General features: G+C 43.4%; 15 protein-coding genes. 2 read left to right on the top strand and 13 right to left on the bottom strand.

The window, feature by feature from the left end:
• Positions 1-90: 90 nt before the first annotated feature.
• Positions 91-1083, top strand: coding sequence for an iron-hydroxamate ABC transporter substrate-binding protein (locus AC787_RS19835; protein WP_321166132.1), 993 nt, complete (start codon positions 91-93; stop codon positions 1081-1083).
• A 66-nt stretch (positions 1084-1149) separates the two neighbouring features.
• On the opposite strand, the gene AC787_RS19830 is transcribed toward AC787_RS19835, so the two are convergent.
• The 5 genes from AC787_RS19830 to AC787_RS19810 are packed head-to-tail and all read right to left on the bottom strand — an operon-like array spanning position 1150 to position 6857.
• A complete protein-coding gene (locus tag AC787_RS19830) occupies positions 1150-3006 on the bottom strand; it encodes an oligopeptide ABC transporter substrate-binding protein (protein ID WP_200930721.1) in 1857 nt (618 codons plus the stop codon).
• A 15-nt stretch (positions 3007-3021) separates the two neighbouring features.
• Positions 3022-3927, bottom strand: a complete 906-nt coding sequence (locus tag AC787_RS19825) for an ABC transporter permease (RefSeq protein ID WP_054026370.1) — start codon at positions 3925-3927, stop codon at positions 3022-3024.
• Between the two features lie 26 nt (positions 3928-3953).
• On the bottom strand, positions 3954-4916 hold the full coding sequence (gene opp4B / locus AC787_RS19820) for an oligopeptide ABC transporter permease (RefSeq protein ID WP_054026369.1): 963 nt from the start codon (positions 4914-4916) through the stop codon (positions 3954-3956).
• A 5-nt stretch (positions 4917-4921) separates the two neighbouring features.
• A complete protein-coding gene (locus tag AC787_RS19815) occupies positions 4922-5857 on the bottom strand; it encodes an ABC transporter ATP-binding protein (protein WP_054026368.1) in 936 nt (311 codons plus the stop codon).
• Positions 5844-6857: an ABC transporter ATP-binding protein gene (locus AC787_RS19810; RefSeq protein WP_054026367.1), complete on the bottom strand. Its 1014-nt coding sequence runs from the start codon at positions 6855-6857 to the stop codon at positions 5844-5846. The genes AC787_RS19815 and AC787_RS19810 overlap by 14 nt, the downstream gene beginning before the upstream one ends.
• Positions 6858-7412: 555 nt before the next feature.
• Between AC787_RS19810 and AC787_RS19805 the strand changes: the two genes are divergently transcribed.
• Entirely contained in the window at positions 7413-8492 is a 1080-nt protein-coding gene (locus AC787_RS19805) for an AI-2E family transporter (RefSeq protein ID WP_054026366.1), read from the top strand.
• A gap of 249 nt (positions 8493-8741) precedes the next feature.
• Here the strand turns inward: AC787_RS19805 and AC787_RS19800 are convergent, their stop codons facing one another.
• The 8 genes from AC787_RS19800 to AC787_RS19765 form a co-directional block, all read right to left on the bottom strand.
• On the bottom strand, positions 8742-9434 hold the full coding sequence (locus AC787_RS19800; RefSeq protein WP_054026365.1) for an ABC transporter permease: 693 nt from the start codon (positions 9432-9434) through the stop codon (positions 8742-8744).
• Positions 9431-10357 carry an ATP-binding cassette domain-containing protein gene (locus AC787_RS19795; RefSeq protein ID WP_054026364.1) on the bottom strand — a complete coding sequence of 309 codons (927 nt, stop codon included), beginning with the start codon at positions 10355-10357 and terminating at the stop codon, positions 9431-9433. Before AC787_RS19795 ends, AC787_RS19800 begins: the two co-directional genes overlap by 4 nt.
• A gap of 98 nt (positions 10358-10455) precedes the next feature.
• On the bottom strand, positions 10456-11388 hold the full coding sequence (locus tag AC787_RS19790) for a sensor histidine kinase (RefSeq protein WP_054026363.1): 933 nt from the start codon (positions 11386-11388) through the stop codon (positions 10456-10458).
• 1 nt (position 11389) lies between these two features.
• Complete coding sequence (locus AC787_RS19785) at positions 11390-12073, bottom strand: response regulator transcription factor (RefSeq protein ID WP_082361011.1); 684 nt, start codon at positions 12071-12073, stop codon at positions 11390-11392.
• A 162-nt stretch (positions 12074-12235) separates the two neighbouring features.
• Positions 12236-13117: a hypothetical protein gene (locus AC787_RS19780; RefSeq protein WP_054026362.1), complete on the bottom strand. Its 882-nt coding sequence runs from the start codon at positions 13115-13117 to the stop codon at positions 12236-12238.
• Between the two features lie 25 nt (positions 13118-13142).
• Positions 13143-15572 carry a heavy metal translocating P-type ATPase gene (locus tag AC787_RS19775; RefSeq protein WP_054027153.1) on the bottom strand — a complete coding sequence of 810 codons (2430 nt, stop codon included), beginning with the start codon at positions 15570-15572 and terminating at the stop codon, positions 13143-13145.
• Positions 15573-15622: 50 nt separating this feature from the next.
• Positions 15623-15826 (bottom strand): cation transporter, encoded by a 204-nt coding sequence (locus AC787_RS19770; protein WP_054026361.1) that lies wholly within the window; start codon positions 15824-15826, stop codon positions 15623-15625.
• Positions 15827-16307: 481 nt separating this feature from the next.
• Positions 16308-16637: a metal-sensitive transcriptional regulator gene (locus AC787_RS19765; RefSeq protein WP_054026360.1), complete on the bottom strand. Its 330-nt coding sequence runs from the start codon at positions 16635-16637 to the stop codon at positions 16308-16310.
• Positions 16638-16704: the final 67 nt, after the last annotated feature.

Here is a 16704-nt window from a genome sequence, read left to right as displayed (position 1 = left end):
CACATCATTTTAGTGCATAGTCATTTACAAGTTTACACGGTAAAGTGTTACTGAGAATGATTATCGTTTTTAAATGAGGAGGATATTACATTGTTTTCTTTACATCAGAAGCCATACAGCAAGCGAAGTTTAGTTTTTACCGTTTCATTAATGCTATTATTTGCAGTTCTCGTCTCCGGCTGTGGAGCGGAGCAAGCTCCGAGCAACGCTGCCGGCGCTCAATCGAAGAACACCGAAGAAGCTGCACCGGAAGCGCCACAATTCAAGACGGTATCCACGGTTAATGGCGACATCGAAATTCCGGTTCATCCGAAGCGGATTGTAGCCGAAGAATATTTGGGCAGCTTGATTGCACTGGATGTCATCCCGGTAGGATCCCCCGGTGTTACGATAGAGAACTACTATTTCAAAGAAGCGCTAGCTGGTGTTGCAGATACAGGTGTTTACGGGAAACCGTCCGCTGAAAACATTATCAGCCTCTCCCCCGATCTCATCATTACCGGCAACGGAGACAGCTACGAGCAGCTCAGTAAAATTGCGCCAACTGTAGTCATTCCGTACGGAGAGCTAAAAAATGCTCACGAGGAGTTGACCTATTTTGGAGACTTACTCGGTCAAGAGGACGAGGCTAAAGCATGGCTAGAAGAATATGACCTTCGCATAGCCACAGCTAAATCGAAGGTCGATAAAGCCATTCCTGAGGGTGCAACCTTCTCCATAATGGAGTACAGCGATAAAACGACTTGGGTTTACGGAGATAACTTCGGTCGCGGCGGCCAACCCATCTATCAAACGTTAGGCCGCAAACCCCCTGTCGGTATCGCGGATGAAATCATGAAGAAGCAGTGGGCTGAAATTTCATCGGAAATGCTGCCGACGTATGCTGGAGATTATATTATTATGACATCCAACACACGTACGTTAGAAGAATTTCAGAACGATCCGATCTGGGGCAATCTTCCGGCCGTAAAGAATGGACAAATCTACATTTGGCCTGAAGATCGATCCTGGTATTATGACCCCATCGCAGTTCTTGCCCAATCTGAAGAACTATCAGAATGGCTCGTGAATCGGGGCAAATAAAACGAAAAAAAGCCTTCAAAACCACTGATAACGTGGCTTTGAGGGCTTTTTTAACTACGATATGTTTTACTTAGCTACAACCGGTTTATCTTGGGATACAGCAAGTTGATAAAGATATAGGTCCGTTCCATCTCCAATCCCATAGTTCAGTATCCGTTTATTAACTGGAACGATTATAGCACGATACAAAGTCGGGAATACAGGAATCTCTTTCACCATCAGTTCCTGCCACTCCTTGTAGATGCCTTGACGTACCTTCACATCAAAGGCTGCTTCTGAAATACCATCCTTGAGCAATTTATCCTGTTCGTCACTAGCATAACGAGGGAAGTTATAGATAGCCTCGCGGCCGTACAAGCCTGATGGATCAACGTCAATACCTACAGACCATGCACCTTGGTACACATCAACCTTTGGATCATCTTCGCCGTTGGAACCAACGCGGTCATAGAATGTATTGAATTCCACCATTTCCAGCTGAACGTTCAAGCCGATAGCTTGCCATGACTGAACATAATATTGAGCGAGTGGCTGTGCAATATCCCCGCCCGTCATGGAGATAAAGTTAATGACTAACTCACTTCCATCCGGTTTCGTACGGAATTTGCCATCCATTTTATATCCGGCATCGTCCAAAATTTTCTTGGCTAACTCTGGATCGAAGGCAAGGCCTTTATTTGTAGCATCATGGTACTCAGGATGGGAAGGCGGAATGAGAGTCGTCGCATTCCAGCGCAAGCCGTGATAGAATTTTTTGCCGACCTGATCGTTATCAACTGCATGCCACATCGCTTTGCGTAAATTCACATCGCCCATTTTAGCTTTTGCATCAGGAACGACCTTCCCCGCCGTCGCATCCCACTTGCCTAGTTTAAAACCAATGTACGTATATGCACGGTCAATTGCTCCTAAATATTCAAGGTTTGATAAATTCGCGTTATCCGGGTATTGATCAACTGGGAATGAGTCAACGAGATCGACTCCTCCGCTTTTCAGTTGTTGAACGATAGTTGTAGGACTAATTACTTTGAGAACAACCTCATCCAAGGCAGGTTCTCCGCGCCAGTAATCTGTATTTTTCTCATAAACGACAGATTCTCCAGGAACGATGCTTTTCACTTTAAACGGCCCAAAGCCGATTGGTTTCTCACGAACCTCCGGGGAGGAAGAAATCTTAGCTACGTCCATATTTCCGAAGATATGTTTAGCTAATGGATAAGTCCATACACCACCAGTCAGTAAAGATGGTGTGGATTGAATGTAAGTAATTTTGATTTTTTTCTCACTAAGTACTTCTATGCCAGAAATTGTTTTTGCTTTTCCATCATGGAACTCCGCCATCCCTACGATGTTGGTGAAACTGGAGTCATACCGAGGTCCGTCATATTTCGGGTTGCCAATGACCTCATGGGCAAATAACAAATCCTCAGCAGTTACTGGTTTGCCATCGTGCCAGTTTACGTTGTCACGAATCGTTAGAGTAAACGATTTGCCGTCTTCAGACACTTCATAGGTTGCAGCCCCATCATTTGTGTATACATAGCTTTTATCCCAAGTAAGCAGCCCTTCATCGAACCAGGATAACACTTGGGAATCGGGATCTCCTGAATAAAAAGTGAAGTTTAACGTTCCTTCAAAAGGCGTATCCGATACAAGTCCGAATGTGATGGAGCCTCCCTTAATTGCTTCGCCCTCATTCTTCTTCACATTACTGAAATCCTCAATTGAATAGAGACCATCATCAGGAGCAGGTTTCTCGGTTTCAGCTGGAGCCGCACTCTCAGTCGGCTTCACCGCACCATCAGTCGGGCTCGGCGTGTCTACTTTCCCGTTATTAGATGAACAAGCTGCAAGAAAGACGAGAATTGCCACCATAAGCGGTAAAAATAAAGACCTTGAAAACATAGTTTTCTTCTTCACCATCGTTTTCCTCCTTTATTATCCTTTTCTTTGTCTTGCATCCGTCGCACGCTTTAGCGCTTGACCGACATTGTTTATACTCAACATCAGTACTAGAATCAGTATCGATGCGGGTAACCATATCCACCATCTAATCTCTAGCGTTTGCGGGTCTCTAGCATAACTGACTAACGTACCCAAGCTGGGCATGCTCTCGGGAAAACCGAAGCCGAGGAATGAGAGTCCAGACTCCAAACCGATATTCGCCGCCAAGTTCAATGTCATCGTTACAATAATAATGGAACTTAAATTTGGTAATACTTGTACCATCATGATTTTAAAGTTAGACGAGCCTAACGTTTTTGATGCTTGAACATAATCAAGCTCCTTCTCCTGCAGCGCTTTCGAACGAATCAATCTTGCAATCCCCATCCATAGAAAAGCTGTCATAATAAGCGAGAAAGACCAGATATTATATTTTGGCACGGCCGTAACAAACGCAATAACGATCATTAAAGTCGGCAATATCATAAAAAAGTCTACAAATCTCATAAAGATATTGTCTACCGTACCTCCGAAATAACCAGAAATGAGTCCTATGAAAACGCCAATTACACCTGTAAATGCAGTAACAATAAAAGCTATGGATAATGAATTCCGAGTTCCGATAATTAACTGCCCAAAAACATCGCGTCCTCCATAATCCGTACCTAGCCAATATTCGGCCGACGGCGGCTGTTTCAGTGCGAATAAATCAACCGTTACAATTTGTTCCTGATTTAGAACAAGAGATATCCCGTAAACAGACAAAATGACTAAGCTTAAAAAGATTAGCGATGCAAAAGCCAACTTATCTCGTACGATTTCCCGCCAGATAATATTCCAGCTTGACGGGCTTTTGTCCGGTCCCGGAAGCGCGGTTATAGGGATGTTAGTCTTTCTCATTTCTTTCACCTCAACGTCTCGAGTTCTTATTTAATTCGAATACGAGGATCAACAATACTTAAAACAATGTCAGAGATTAATGCTCCGAGAATAGAGGCCACTCCATACAATAAAACAAGTGCAGTAACGACACTGAAATCCCGAAGCGAGATGGAGCTTAAGAATAACTCACCCATTCCCGGATAACTGAAGATGCCCTCAATGAACACCGTACCTCCAATAAGCCCTGTAATTTCGTAACCAAAAAATGCTGCGATCGGCAATAACGAATTTCTTAAAATATGGCGATTATAAACGCGGGATTCTGAGGCACCCTTTGCTCTTGCCGTTATAATGAAATCCTTTTGCTTCGTATCGATAATCTCGCTTCGAAGATATTGGACGGTTGTCACGGTCGCAATGAGTGCCATCGATACGGATGGAAGCAGTAAATGATAAAATTTGCTCATAACATGTTGGAGGGTACCAGGTTCCATCCCTGGAGCAACGCTTCCTCCCGTTGGAAACCAACCAAAATGAAAACCGAACACCCATAACATCACTAAAGCGAATATAAAAAGCGGGGCAGCAAATCCAATATAGGTATACCCTGTAATAAATCGATCAGCCCACGTGTCGTTATAGCGACCGCTTATAATTCCAAGCGGTATAGCTATGATGTAGGTAAGTACTAACGTAACGATGGATAACCAAACGGTATTCATCATGCGCTGACCAATCAGATCAGACACCGGCATTTTGAAGCGAAACGATTGCCCGAAGTCACCTTGAATAGCTTTTGTAATCCAGTCCCAATACTGCACATACCACGGATTGTTTAGCCCCAGCCTCTCACGCTGTGCATCCAGCGCAGCTGGGTCTATACTCGGATCGAGCAGGCCAGTCAGCGCATCCCCCGGCATGGCCTTGGCCATTATAAATACGAGAATGCTTAATAATATAATTTGAGGAATCATAATGACTATTCTTCTTACAACTGTGCGCCACATCGTCCTCACCCTTTCCCAGGCAAAGCCACGAAATGTGTTTCTGAAATCGATTTTAACGGATATGCCAAGCCATCCTCGTCAAAATAGTTCTCATAGGCTTGTTCATATTCCGCCTTCACCGATTTCCGAAACGAGTATTTTTCCTCCCGCTTCGTTGGATCAATATCAGGTATAGCCGAGATAAGGCGCTTTGTATATATATGCTGTGGATCATTGAAAATATCGGCTGTCGTCCCTCGTTCAACGTAACGACCTTTATACATAATGCCAATATGATCGCACATATGCCGGATAATGCCGAGATCATGACTAATTAATAAATAGGTAAGGTTTAGTTCCTTCTGAATGTCCTGCATGAAGTTTAGCACCTGCGCTTGAACAGATACGTCCAGCGCCGACACCGGTTCATCGGCAATAATTAGCTTCGGTTTCAGAGCAATGGCTCTGGCAATCCCAATTCTTTGCCTTTGACCTCCCGAAAACTCGTGAGGGTATTTATATATGGATTCAGGGCTTAAGCCCACTTGTTCCAATAACTGTTGTACACTGCGCTTCTCTTCTGCAGCAGACTGTTTCTCAAAATTTCGTAAGGGCTCGGAGATAATGTCTAGCACGCGTTTTTTCGGGTTCAAGGAAGAATAGGGGTCTTGGAAAATCATTTGAATGTCTCTATGAAAACCAGAATGTCTTTGAAGCCCACCTGCCGCTAGCTGACGTCCTTCGAAGAGAACGTTGCCTGATGTAATGGCATTTAATCCTATGATGGCTCTGCCTGTCGTGGTCTTGCCAGAGCCGGACTCACCTACTAAACCATAGGTCTGTCCCTGCTCCATGGAGAAATGTATGCCGTCTACCGCTTTGATCGGTTGACCCTTTCTACTAAAAAGACCTCCACGATTCGGAAAATGTACCTTTAGATCGCTGATCTCAAGAAATGACATGTTGATGATCCTCCTTCTGATCAGGGAAGTGGAAGTGCTTATAGCAGCTGCATCTAACGAAATGGCCCGGAGAAACTTCATGCATTTCCGGGTGCGCTTCATGTGCAGCATCAGCAATCCAGGGCATCCTCGATCGGAAACGGCAGCCCTGCCTTGGGAGGTTCTGAAGAGACGGCACAATTCCCTGAATAACATGGAGCTTAGACTTTGCTTCACTAGCAGTAGGAATGGATTGCAACAACGATCTGGTATAAGGATGCTGCGCTTTAGAGATGAGCGTGTAAATATCAGCAATTTCAACAATTTGTCCGGCATACATAACAGCGACTCGGTCAGCCATTTCTGCAACAACACCTAAGTCATGTGTAATTAAAACAATGCCGGCCTTGCTTTCGTCCTTCAACTGTCTCAGCAAATCTAGAATTTGCAGTTGTATCGTTACATCAAGCGCGGTAGTAGGTTCATCAGCAATCAATAGCTTAGGATTATTTGCAATCGCTATCGCAATAATGACACGCTGTCTCATTCCTCCGGATAATTCATGAGGGTAACGCCCATAGGTATGCTCAGGACGAGGAATTCCGACTTTAGTTAACAGTTCGATCGCCCTGTCCGCCCTTTCCTTCTTCGAGTACCTAGGTTGATGCAGGAGAATAACCTCTTCAATCTGGGAGCCTACGATCATGAGGGGATTTAATGCTGATAAAGGATCTTGAAAGATCATACCTATTTCTTTTCCCCTCAGCTTATTCAGCATGGAAGGTGACATATGAGCAATGTCCTGTCCCTGGTAATAAATATTCCCCTCTATCTTTGCTCTCGTATGGAGGCCCATGATAGAATAGGCTAGCGCACTCTTGCCAGAGCCTGATTCCCCAACAATCGCAAGAACCTCATTTTCTCTTACCGTTAGCGTCACATCATCCACTGCTGCATAATAATGATCCGCAATACGAAAAGAGGTCGTTAAATTCTCAATTTTCAGCAGTTCTTTATTCAATGGAATCCTCCTAACGTAATCATACTAAAGACCTAATATTCTAAATTTTCTGACTTTTAATAGGATAGAAAACCACTTCTGATATAAATTTAAATCAATATAGCTACCACTTTAATGCATATTCAATATATATATTCTTGTTTTTGGATTTCATTACCTATTTGGTTCATATACTAATGTCAATTTTAAACACTGTCAAGTATTAATGTGATGTATTTTATACTAGTATGATAATTGTTTGTTATATTTATAATGTAATATAATTACATTAATTTAAGTTGTGTTTTCTTTTTGTAAATATAATTTCCATATCCGATACCAGTGCATTCGTTATTTTAAATTTATCAAAGAAATTTTTAACAAATGAATCTCTTGTAAACTATTTTTCAATATTAATTTATTGGTTATATTCCTCTATGTTTTTATGCGATAATATGTACATATTCATTTGACATAGAGCTGGAACTTGAAGTTTCCCAAAGTCTAAACGAATTTATTAATGGCAATAATAATATTCAATACTAAAAATAATTCGCACAAAATGGAGTGAGCCTCTTGATCTCGTTGAACCGATTTCTCAAAATTTGTATCGCTGTAATCTTAGTCCTTGCCATTATTTATTTAGCATCACTTGTCGATTTTATTTTCAAGCCCTTCGTTTCTTTATTTAGCATTATTATGATCCCGTTGATGTTAGCTTCTTTTTTCTATTATCTATTGCGCCCGCTTGTAAACTGGATGGAGAGGCCTAAGTTAAAGAGACCGTGGGTTATTATCATTATTTATTTAGCAGCTGCTGTGCTATTTGGTTTATTTATAGTGGGGGTATTTCCTTCACTGCGTACTCAGTTTTTCAATTTAGTAAACAATGCACCTAACCTTTTCAATTCATTAGGCAAACAGTTGCAAGAGTTGGATCAGAACGGGTTTTTAGCGGATATTTTACCGGAAGATGTAAGTCCATTTTCAAGACTGACTGAATATCTGAACAAAGGATTCTCATTTTTGACTAACTATTTAACAGGGATGTTTTCTTTTATTTCTAATTTCGCGCTCGTTTTGTTTACCTTCCCGATTCTTCTCTTTTACATGTTGAAGGAGGGGGATAAATTCGGTCAGAAAATCGTTAGTTTCATGCCTAAGCGGTACCGTGAGGATGGCAATAAAGCTATGCAGGATATTGATCTTGCTCTTAGCGGGTTCATTGTGGGGAGAGTCGTTGTTAACCTGGCACTCGGCGTACTCATGTATATCGGCTTCCTCATTATTGGCCTGCCATACGCCCTTCTACTGACTGTAGTTGCCGTTATTATGAACTTTATTCCTTTTATAGGCGCCATTCTGTCTGCAGTACCCATCGTCATTATTGGCTTAATTGAATCACCCTCCGTCGCCATTTGGTCGTTAGTGGTCATTCTTGTCTCACAGCAAATACAGGATAATATTTTGTCACCTTATATTTTCGGAAAACAGTTGGATATTCACCCTCTCACCACCATATTATTAGTGCTTGTTGGCAGTGACGCATTCGGAATCATCGGAGTGATCATTATTATACCGGTATATATGATGGTAAAAATCGTTGTTACGAAGGTATATCAGCTGTTCTTCAAACAGAAGTGGGAAGATGCATAAATATTAACCTTAACAAGCAAATGGGGATCACATAAATGTGGCCCCCATTTGCTTACCCGTAGCCTTTTCTGATTTCTTTTTTGCCAAAATCATATTGCAGCTATCCACCTCCAAACGACACTCTAGTTTTTCTTGCTCCTATAATCTATGTCAATTAATAGGGCTTGGTGTTTAATATAGGTTCAAAATAAAAAATACAAAGCATAGAGGTCACGCCCTACCATGCTCTGTATTTATGTTAAATCTCCTCTACAAAACATCCGTTTGCTCGATATTTCGAACCGTCGCCCAGGCGATTGCCACGCCAATAGCGGCTAAACCAAGCGGAATATAAATGATTGTTGCGAGGGAAAAAACAGGATTACTCGAACTCGTCAGCATGACGATTAAGAGTGAGGACAGAATAGTTGCAGGCACCGAATGCTTGCGCATGCCGAAATAAAGCGGAACTAAACTTGCTCCTGCTGCTGCAAAGGCAAAAGTTACAATACTCGTTAGTTGCGAACCATAGTCCAATGCCACCGGTGCTTCTTCTATAATATGAAAAAAATGATTAATGCCTATAATCGTAGACAAAGTGAAAATATGCGAGATAACGATCGCTATAAACGTAAGTAGAGCGACAATCGCCAGCTTGGCTGCAAGCAGCTTTTTGCGACTGACCGGGTACATGAACATAACAAAAATGGTTTTTTTCTTATATTCATCAATAATTAATTTACTAATTAGAACGGAAGCCATTACAATAAACGTCGATCTAACCATCGCGCCAATTATAATATACAACTCTCCCATATTAGCGAGCTCGTATTTCCCTTCCACTCCCTCAAAGTAACTGATCATGAACATCAGCATAACGATAACGACGTTCGCTATGATCGCTGCCTTCACGTACCAACCTAATCCCATTTTCGCTATTTCCAGCTTCATTAGCTTGATCATGGATGCTTCACCTCGTCTCCTTGAATCAAATCGAGGAAATACTGCTCCAATGAAGTATACTTCTTGTTCAGTGACTCGATGCTCACATCGTTTAACGCTAGCGCCTTCGAAATTGTTGTCTGCATTGCTCCCGATTCGAAAATGCGAATCATATTTTCATTTATAATTTTAAAATTAGTGAGCTTGAGTTCGTTGGCTAGAACGGCGCATGCCTTTGTCCGATCAGGCGTTATGAGCTCGATATATTCCGAATTCTGGCCCCTGACATCTGCCATCGAAACCTGCTTAATTAGTCTGCCGCCGCTGATTACGCCAATCGTATTGGCCATTTGTTCTATTTCACTAAGTAAATGACTCGATATGAGGATAGTAACCCCATAATCTGTACTTAACATCTGGAGCAGATTGCGAATTTCCTTAATACCGGCAGGATCAAGCCCATTAATCGGCTCATCCAGTATGAGCAATTCAGGTCTGTTCATAATCGCTCTTGCGATCGCCAATCTTTGCTTCATCCCGAGCGAAAAGTTTTTTACCGCTTTATCATCGACGTTACGCAGCGCGACCATATCGAGTACCTCACCAATGACCTTGTCATCATGGTAGCCCATATACTCATTGTGCAGCTGCAGGTTTTGCTTGGCTGTCAGCTTTTCATAAAAAACCGGCATCTCGATGATGCTCCCCATTCTTCTAAACACATCATACGTGGAAGGCGTCAACGGCTTATTAAACAATTCGATTTGCCCAGCAGTAGGTTTAATTAAATTCGTGAGCATTTTCATAACCGTCGTTTTTCCCGCACCATTTGGACCAAGGAAGCCGTATATTTCGCCCTTCCGCACACTCATACTCACATTGCTAACGACTTCCCTGCCATCGAATGCTTTGGTCAAGCCGCCTGTTCTTAAAATATATTCCACTTGTTCTCTCCTTCTTTCTACGTTGTAACTAATTCTCAGTTTATCGAAGACCTTTATCTTATTTGTTGCTTATTTCTAACAAATATCTTACTTTGCGATTAGGTCATGCGTTTGAGCTTAATCGTAAACGTCGTTTTCTCGAACGGGACGCTTTGCAATGTGATCTCGCCATTCATTTCCTCCACGAGTCTTTTCGTAATCGTTAAGCCCAGTCCACTCCCCTGAAAAGCCTTGTTCCTAGACTCCTCCAAAGTAAACATCCTTTCAAAAACAAGCTCCTGATTCCGAGAACTAATTCCTTTCCCGCAATCCGAAACGTCGATCATAACGTGTGTCTCGTCACAGCTCACCGCAATGCCTATCCTTTTTCCGTCACTGCCGTAACGAATAGCATTGGACAATAAATTGCTGAGCACTCGCTCCAACGCTTCCTCATTCCCTAAAGCGTAGATCGTTTCTTCTGGAATTTGAATATCTGCCTCATAGCCACTCGCCTGCACCATATCGTAAAAGGACAAAATACTTTTTTTGCATAGCTCGTTTATATGTATTCGCGATAGCGGAATGTCTTTATCACCCGCTTCTAACCTGGCAAGATCGAAGAAACCATTCATCAGCTTAATAATCTCCAGCGTTTTCTCATGGATTAGCAGCAGAAGACGTTCTCTTTCTTCAGGTTCCATCTCGCGGCTGCCTTGTATCATTTCGGCATAGCCGAGCACGACGGTTAGCGGGGTTTTCAAATCATGCGAAAAATTAGCGAGCATTTTCTTCATGGAGCGATTCGTTTTAGTAAACTGCGCCAGCTTATTCTGGTTATCAACGAAGAGACGGTTCAACTGCACCAGCAAAGACTTCAGTTCACGATCATCGATCATAAGCAGCAGCTTCTCATACGAACGTTGTTCACGTTGCCAGCTTATCTGTTCCGATATATAGCGTATACTCGAACTTCTCCCCCGCTGCATTTGATACTGAATGACATTTAAGATAGCGAGTATGACAATGATACCTACTAAACTATAAACCATATTAAAATTCTCCCAGCTTATATCCGATGCCCCATAACGTCTTTATATATTGTGGTGACGATGGATCGTCTTCGATCTTCTCTCTCAAGCGGCTAATGTGAACGTTTATGACGTTCTCATCTCCAAAATAGTCATCGTTCCAAACCGACCTGTATATTTGTTCCTTCGTAAACACTTTAGTCGGGTTCATCGTTAAAAGCTTAATGATCTGCCATTCCTTTGAAGTAAGCTTAATCGACTTACCCCGTTTGCTTACATCAATATTATCCGTATCTATCGTAAGCTCATGAACGCGAAGAACATTGGGTACTGCCTGCTCCCGAACACCTGAGTATTGCGTAGCTCTGCGAATCACCGCCTTTACCCTTGCAAGCAGTTCGATCATCGAGAACGGTTTGGCCAAATAATCATCCGCTCCGAAACCGAGTCCTAATGCTTTGTCCACGTCGCCATCCTTAGCAGATAAAATGAGGACCGGAAGCAGACTATGCTCCCTAATCTTCTTCAGAAAATCAATGCCACTAAGCTTTGGAAGCATGACATCCAGCAATACCAAATCATACGTTTCCTGAGAAAATAACCGCAATGCTTCTTCTCCATCTGCCGCATGTACGATATGAAAGCCTTCTAACGTCAAATAAGCCTCTACCATTTCGCTAATCGATCGGTCGTCTTCTACCAGCAATATGCGTTGTTTCAAGCTGCACACCTATCCTATCTATGTAAAGTCGTTAAATATAATCAATCTATTTCCTTACTATACCATAGGCTATTTGTGCCGGATGACATGAACATTGTCCGATAACTAAAAAAAGCCCGCGATTTTCATCGCGGACTTGAGATTACATTATTTCACTTCAACTACAAAAGGACTGATAAAAGTTTTACCGTTTCGTTGAAATTGTCCCCAGATCTTATATACGCCGGTACTCGGGAAAGTCGTCATGAATTTCGCATCCGGGCCTTTCGCTTTTTCCTCCATCGGGTGTACATGCAAATACTGCTCTGTATCCTCGCTTAGGATCACAACGTGCCCAACAGCGCCTAGGTAAGGCTCTAGATCCGTTATCGGATCTTTGGACTTCGCATCCGAAAGTTTGAAGTTCAACTCCATTTCTTTGCCGGCTTCCGGATGATTGTTTTCGAGTGTGATTTCTACCCCGTCCACGATCACGGAATGTTGATCCGATGGTTTAATCGGAACTTGTTCAGCGGCTAGCCCTTCCACCTTGATCCATTCGGACTTCGTTGTGGCGGATCCGCCGGTAGGAATATAGTCGGCGAATAACTTATAATCTCCACCGGAAGGGAACGATGTCGTGATTTCGAATTGCCCATTCCCTTTGTATTCCGGATGGATGTGGTCAAAGTAAGCTAAATCTTTGCTAACCACGATGAGATGGAGCTTCTTCTCGTGATTAATATCGAATTCCTCGATGGCCTTCCCGTCCGTATCTTGAATTTGTACGGTTATTAAGGTATTCTCTCCGGATTTCGGCGTTTCTTCAGACCATTTCCAGTCGGCATTCGTCTCTACCTTCTTCGTCTCGCCAGCATGTTCTTCTCCGTGAGCTTCTCCGTGCTCTCCGGCACTAGATGCAGCGGGTGATGCTGCTAGAGAATTCCCGCCATGAGCACCATGAGTATCTGTTTCTTGTTTATTTTGTTTTCCGCAAGCAGCAACAAGAACTAGTGCCACTAGCAATCCGATCAAATAAATTCGTTTCATTTTAGCCTCCATAATATGAATAACTTCATACTTTTGCTCTTTGTAGACGCAGCGCATTCAGCACAACGGAGACGGAGCTTAAAGCCATAGCTGCTCCGGCGAGCCATGGTGCAAGGAATCCAAGCGCTGCGATCGGGATGCCGATGACATTATAAGCAAGCGCCCAGAACAAGTTTTGCTTAATGTTTACCATCGTTTTCTTACTCATCGAGATCGCGTCCGGAATACTGTTCAAGTCCCCGCGCATTAAAGTAACATCCGCGGCCTCCATGGCCACGTCGGTTCCCGTTCCGATCGCCATCCCGATATCCGCAATTGCCAATGCCGGCGCATCGTTAATTCCATCTCCAACCATTGCGACCTTCTTACCGCTTTCTTGCAATCGCTTGACCTCGTTGGCTTTACCATCCGGCAGCACTTCCGCCAGCACATGGTCGATTCCAACTTGGCTCGCAATGGCTTTCGCCGTACGTTCATTGTCGCCTGTCATCATCACGACTTCCAAACCGAGCTGCTTTAATCTGGCAACTGCCTGCTTTGATGTATCTTTAATCGTGTCCGCTACGGCTACCATACCAGCGTACTTCCCGTTAACCGCAACCAGCATCGCTGTTTTTCCAACCGACTCCAGTCGGCTCATTTCCTCAAAAGCGGACTCCGCGTTCACGTTAGCTTTCGCCAATAACTTTCGGGTTCCTATTAGCAATTCGTTCCCTTGAACTGTAGCTTCAATGCCAAACCCAGGTATCGCTTGAAAGGAATCTGTCGATGGGAGAGAAATACCTTGCTCTTGAATGCCAGCCACGATCGCTTCCGCTAACGGATGCTCCGAGTTTTTCTCCGCTGCAGCAATCCAGGACAAGAGCTGTTCCCGATTATAGCCTTGCTCAATCCGAACATCGGTCAATTCCGGCTTGCCTTTCGTTACCGTTCCCGTTTTATCCAATATAATAGTGCTAATGCGATGCGTGGATTCTAAATGCTCGCCGCCTTTGAACAAAATACCGAGTTCAGCGGATCGACCCGAACCAGCCATGATCGATGTTGGCGTAGCCAGACCTAGCGCACACGGGCATGCTATAACCAGAACGGCAATTGCCTTCTCCAACGCCTCTGCGAAATTGCCTGCATCGACAGCGAAGTACCAGATCAAGAAAGTGACGATCGCGATCCCAACGACGATCGGGACGAATATTCCCGAAATTACGTCGGCTACCCTTTGAATCGGCGCTTTCGAGCCTTGCGCTTCTTCTACGACTTTGATGATTTGGGAAAGCGCCGTTTCTTTGCCGACTTTGGTCGCTCTAACTTTAAGCACGCCGTTTTTGTTCAGCGTTGCTCCAATGACTTGATCTCCTGTCTGCTTATCTACCGGGATACTTTCACCGGTTAACATCGATTCATCGACTGCCGATAACCCTTCAAGCACTACACCATCGACTGGCACTTTCTCGCCAGGTTTAACGAGGAATACATCTCCAGCTACTACGTCTTCTACCGGAATACTAACTTCCTGACCATCCCGTATAACGATAGCCGACTTGGCTTGTAAGCCCATCAATGCTTTGATCGCTTCGGAAGATCGGCCTTTCGCCAGTGTCTCGAATAATTTACCCAGCAAGATTAACGTGATCAGCACGGCACTCGTCTCATAATACATCTCAACTTGATGATGTGCGGATGCATTTAATGATTCGATGGTTAAGTAAACACTATAGAAGTAGGCAGCAGATGTGCCGAGCGCTACCAATACATCCATATTCGCACTGCCGTTGCGCAGCGCCTTGTAAGCTCCGACATAGAATCGGCTGCCAATAATGAACTGTACCGGAGTGGCTAATATCAATTGGAACCATGGATTCATGAAAATCTCAGGTACCCATATCCATGACGTAAAGGAGAAATGCCCAACCATAGCCCAGAGAAGCGGCAAAGAGAGAATAGCTGATACAATCAACCGGATCTGCAGGCTGCGAACTTCCTTTTTCTTATGATCGCTTTCATTCGTCTGCTCGCTCTTCGGTTTAGCTTTATAGCCGATCTGTTCGACTTTCTTGATCATATCCGCAGCACTTGTCATGGATGGAATAAATTCCACATGTGCCGTCTCCAAAGCTAAGTTTACCGTCGCTTTTACGCCGCTCATTTTGTTAAGGCCCTTCTCGATGCGCGTGGCGCATGCTGCGCAGGTCATGCCTACAATATCGAAGTCAATGGACTCCTTTACCGTACCGTATCCCAGGGCTTGAATTTTCTGTTCCAATTGGGACATGTTGACTTGAGAAGGGTCAAAGTTGACCGATGCTTGCTCCATGGCGAAGTTCACGTTTGCTTGTGCAACGCCTTCCAGCTTATTCAGGCCTTTCTCTATACGGCTCGCACATGCTGCGCAAGTCATGCCAGTGATTTGTAGTGTGGCTTGTTGGTTAGATACTGCTTGATTAGAACTGCTCATGATCATCACCTATTCTTCTGTCGTATTACCATCTTAACTATGTGACGTTTTTATTTCACGACATCGTAACCCTGTTTCTCAATCGTTTCGACAATGGCATCCAATGAGATTTCACTGTCGTCATACACCAATTCAACCAGGCCTGCGGCTCGATCGACAGTCGCTTTTGCACCGAGAGTTTCGACTGCACCTTCAATCCTACGAACACAACTGCCACAAGTCATTCCTTCTACATTTAACATTACGTTTTTCATTTTTAATTCCTCCGTCTCATTTATTTCGTTAATTTGTTTACCGTAATAAGTAGTTCGTCAATCACTTGAAGCTCAGCCGATTGAATTCTCTTCAACTCTTGGTTATGAACGAGCATCTTCATCATCTTCATAAATCAATATACAATACCCCCCTATAGTATATAAAAGACAAAATAATAAATTATTCATTGATGACTTCCTTTAAATTGATTCGGCCGATCAATAAAGTGGTTCGCTTGTTCCAAGGGCGCAACCTGCATATCTGATTTTAGACCTGCCTTGGCCAACTCTTCCTCCGCTTCTGTTCCATTGAGAGTGGCGTTGCTAAGGCTAAATTGCGAAGTGTCATGCTCCAACATATCCTTTGTAATTAAAGGTAACGCTTATGAGTATAGAATACCCCCGTACCCTATATATTGTCAAGTGAAGTAGATGAAAAAAATTTAAAAGCAAATGTACACAAGCACATTTGCTCCGATTATCATTTCATTAGTTTATTTATTGTCGTCAGCAATTCATCGATGGCTCCATGTTCGCCCGATTGAATTTTTTCAACGACACAGCTTTTCATATGGTTCTCGAGAAGTAATTTTCCGACGCCGCCCAGAGCCGATTGAACCGAAGCGATTTGATTGAGTACATCATCGCAGTACGTATCTTTTTCGATTAACCCTTTGATGCCTCGAATTTGCCCTTCAATTCGGTTCAGGCGGCTGGTCAGGTTTTTCTTGATCTTCTCGGAGTGATGGCTTTGTTGATGGTGGTGATGATGTTCATGTCCAGCGGATTCAACCGTTAATTCCTTTTCCATGGCTTATCCCTCCCCCTTATGCCCTATTATACCCCCTAACCCTATCCCATGCAAAGCTCTGATAGAA

The sequence above is a fragment of the Bacillus sp. FJAT-28004 genome (assembly GCF_001280845.1).
GTDB lineage: Bacteria > Bacillota > Bacilli > Paenibacillales > Paenibacillaceae > Pristimantibacillus.
Note: the sequence above shows the minus strand (reverse complement) of the source record. Positions and strands in the feature narration are given on the sequence as shown.

Bases quoted from the DNA above. Each gene is read 5' to 3' on its own strand.
- AC787_RS19790 (WP_054026363.1), bottom strand. From the start codon at position 11,388: ATGGTTTATAGTTTAGTAGGTATCATTGTCATACTCGCTATCTTAAAT.
- AC787_RS19770 (WP_054026361.1), bottom strand. From the start codon at position 15,826: ATGAAAAACGTAATGTTAAATGTAGAAGGAATGACTTGTGGCAGTTGT.
- AC787_RS19780 (WP_054026362.1), bottom strand. From the start codon at position 13,117: ATGAAACGAATTTATTTGATCGGATTGCTAGTGGCACTAGTTCTTGTT.
- AC787_RS19830 (WP_200930721.1), bottom strand. From the start codon at position 3,006: ATGGTGAAGAAGAAAACTATGTTTTCAAGGTCTTTATTTTTACCGCTT.
- AC787_RS19815 (WP_054026368.1), bottom strand. From the start codon at position 5,857: ATGTCATTTCTTGAGATCAGCGATCTAAAGGTACATTTTCCGAATCGT.
- AC787_RS19775 (WP_054027153.1), bottom strand. From the start codon at position 15,572: ATGAGCAGTTCTAATCAAGCAGTATCTAACCAACAAGCCACACTACAA.
- AC787_RS19825 (WP_054026370.1), bottom strand. From the start codon at position 3,927: ATGAGAAAGACTAACATCCCTATAACCGCGCTTCCGGGACCGGACAAA.
- opp4B (WP_054026369.1), bottom strand. From the start codon at position 4,916: ATGTGGCGCACAGTTGTAAGAAGAATAGTCATTATGATTCCTCAAATT.
- AC787_RS19800 (WP_054026365.1), bottom strand. From the start codon at position 9,434: ATGATCAAGCTAATGAAGCTGGAAATAGCGAAAATGGGATTAGGTTGG.
- AC787_RS19765 (WP_054026360.1), bottom strand. From the start codon at position 16,637: ATGGAAAAGGAATTAACGGTTGAATCCGCTGGACATGAACATCATCAC.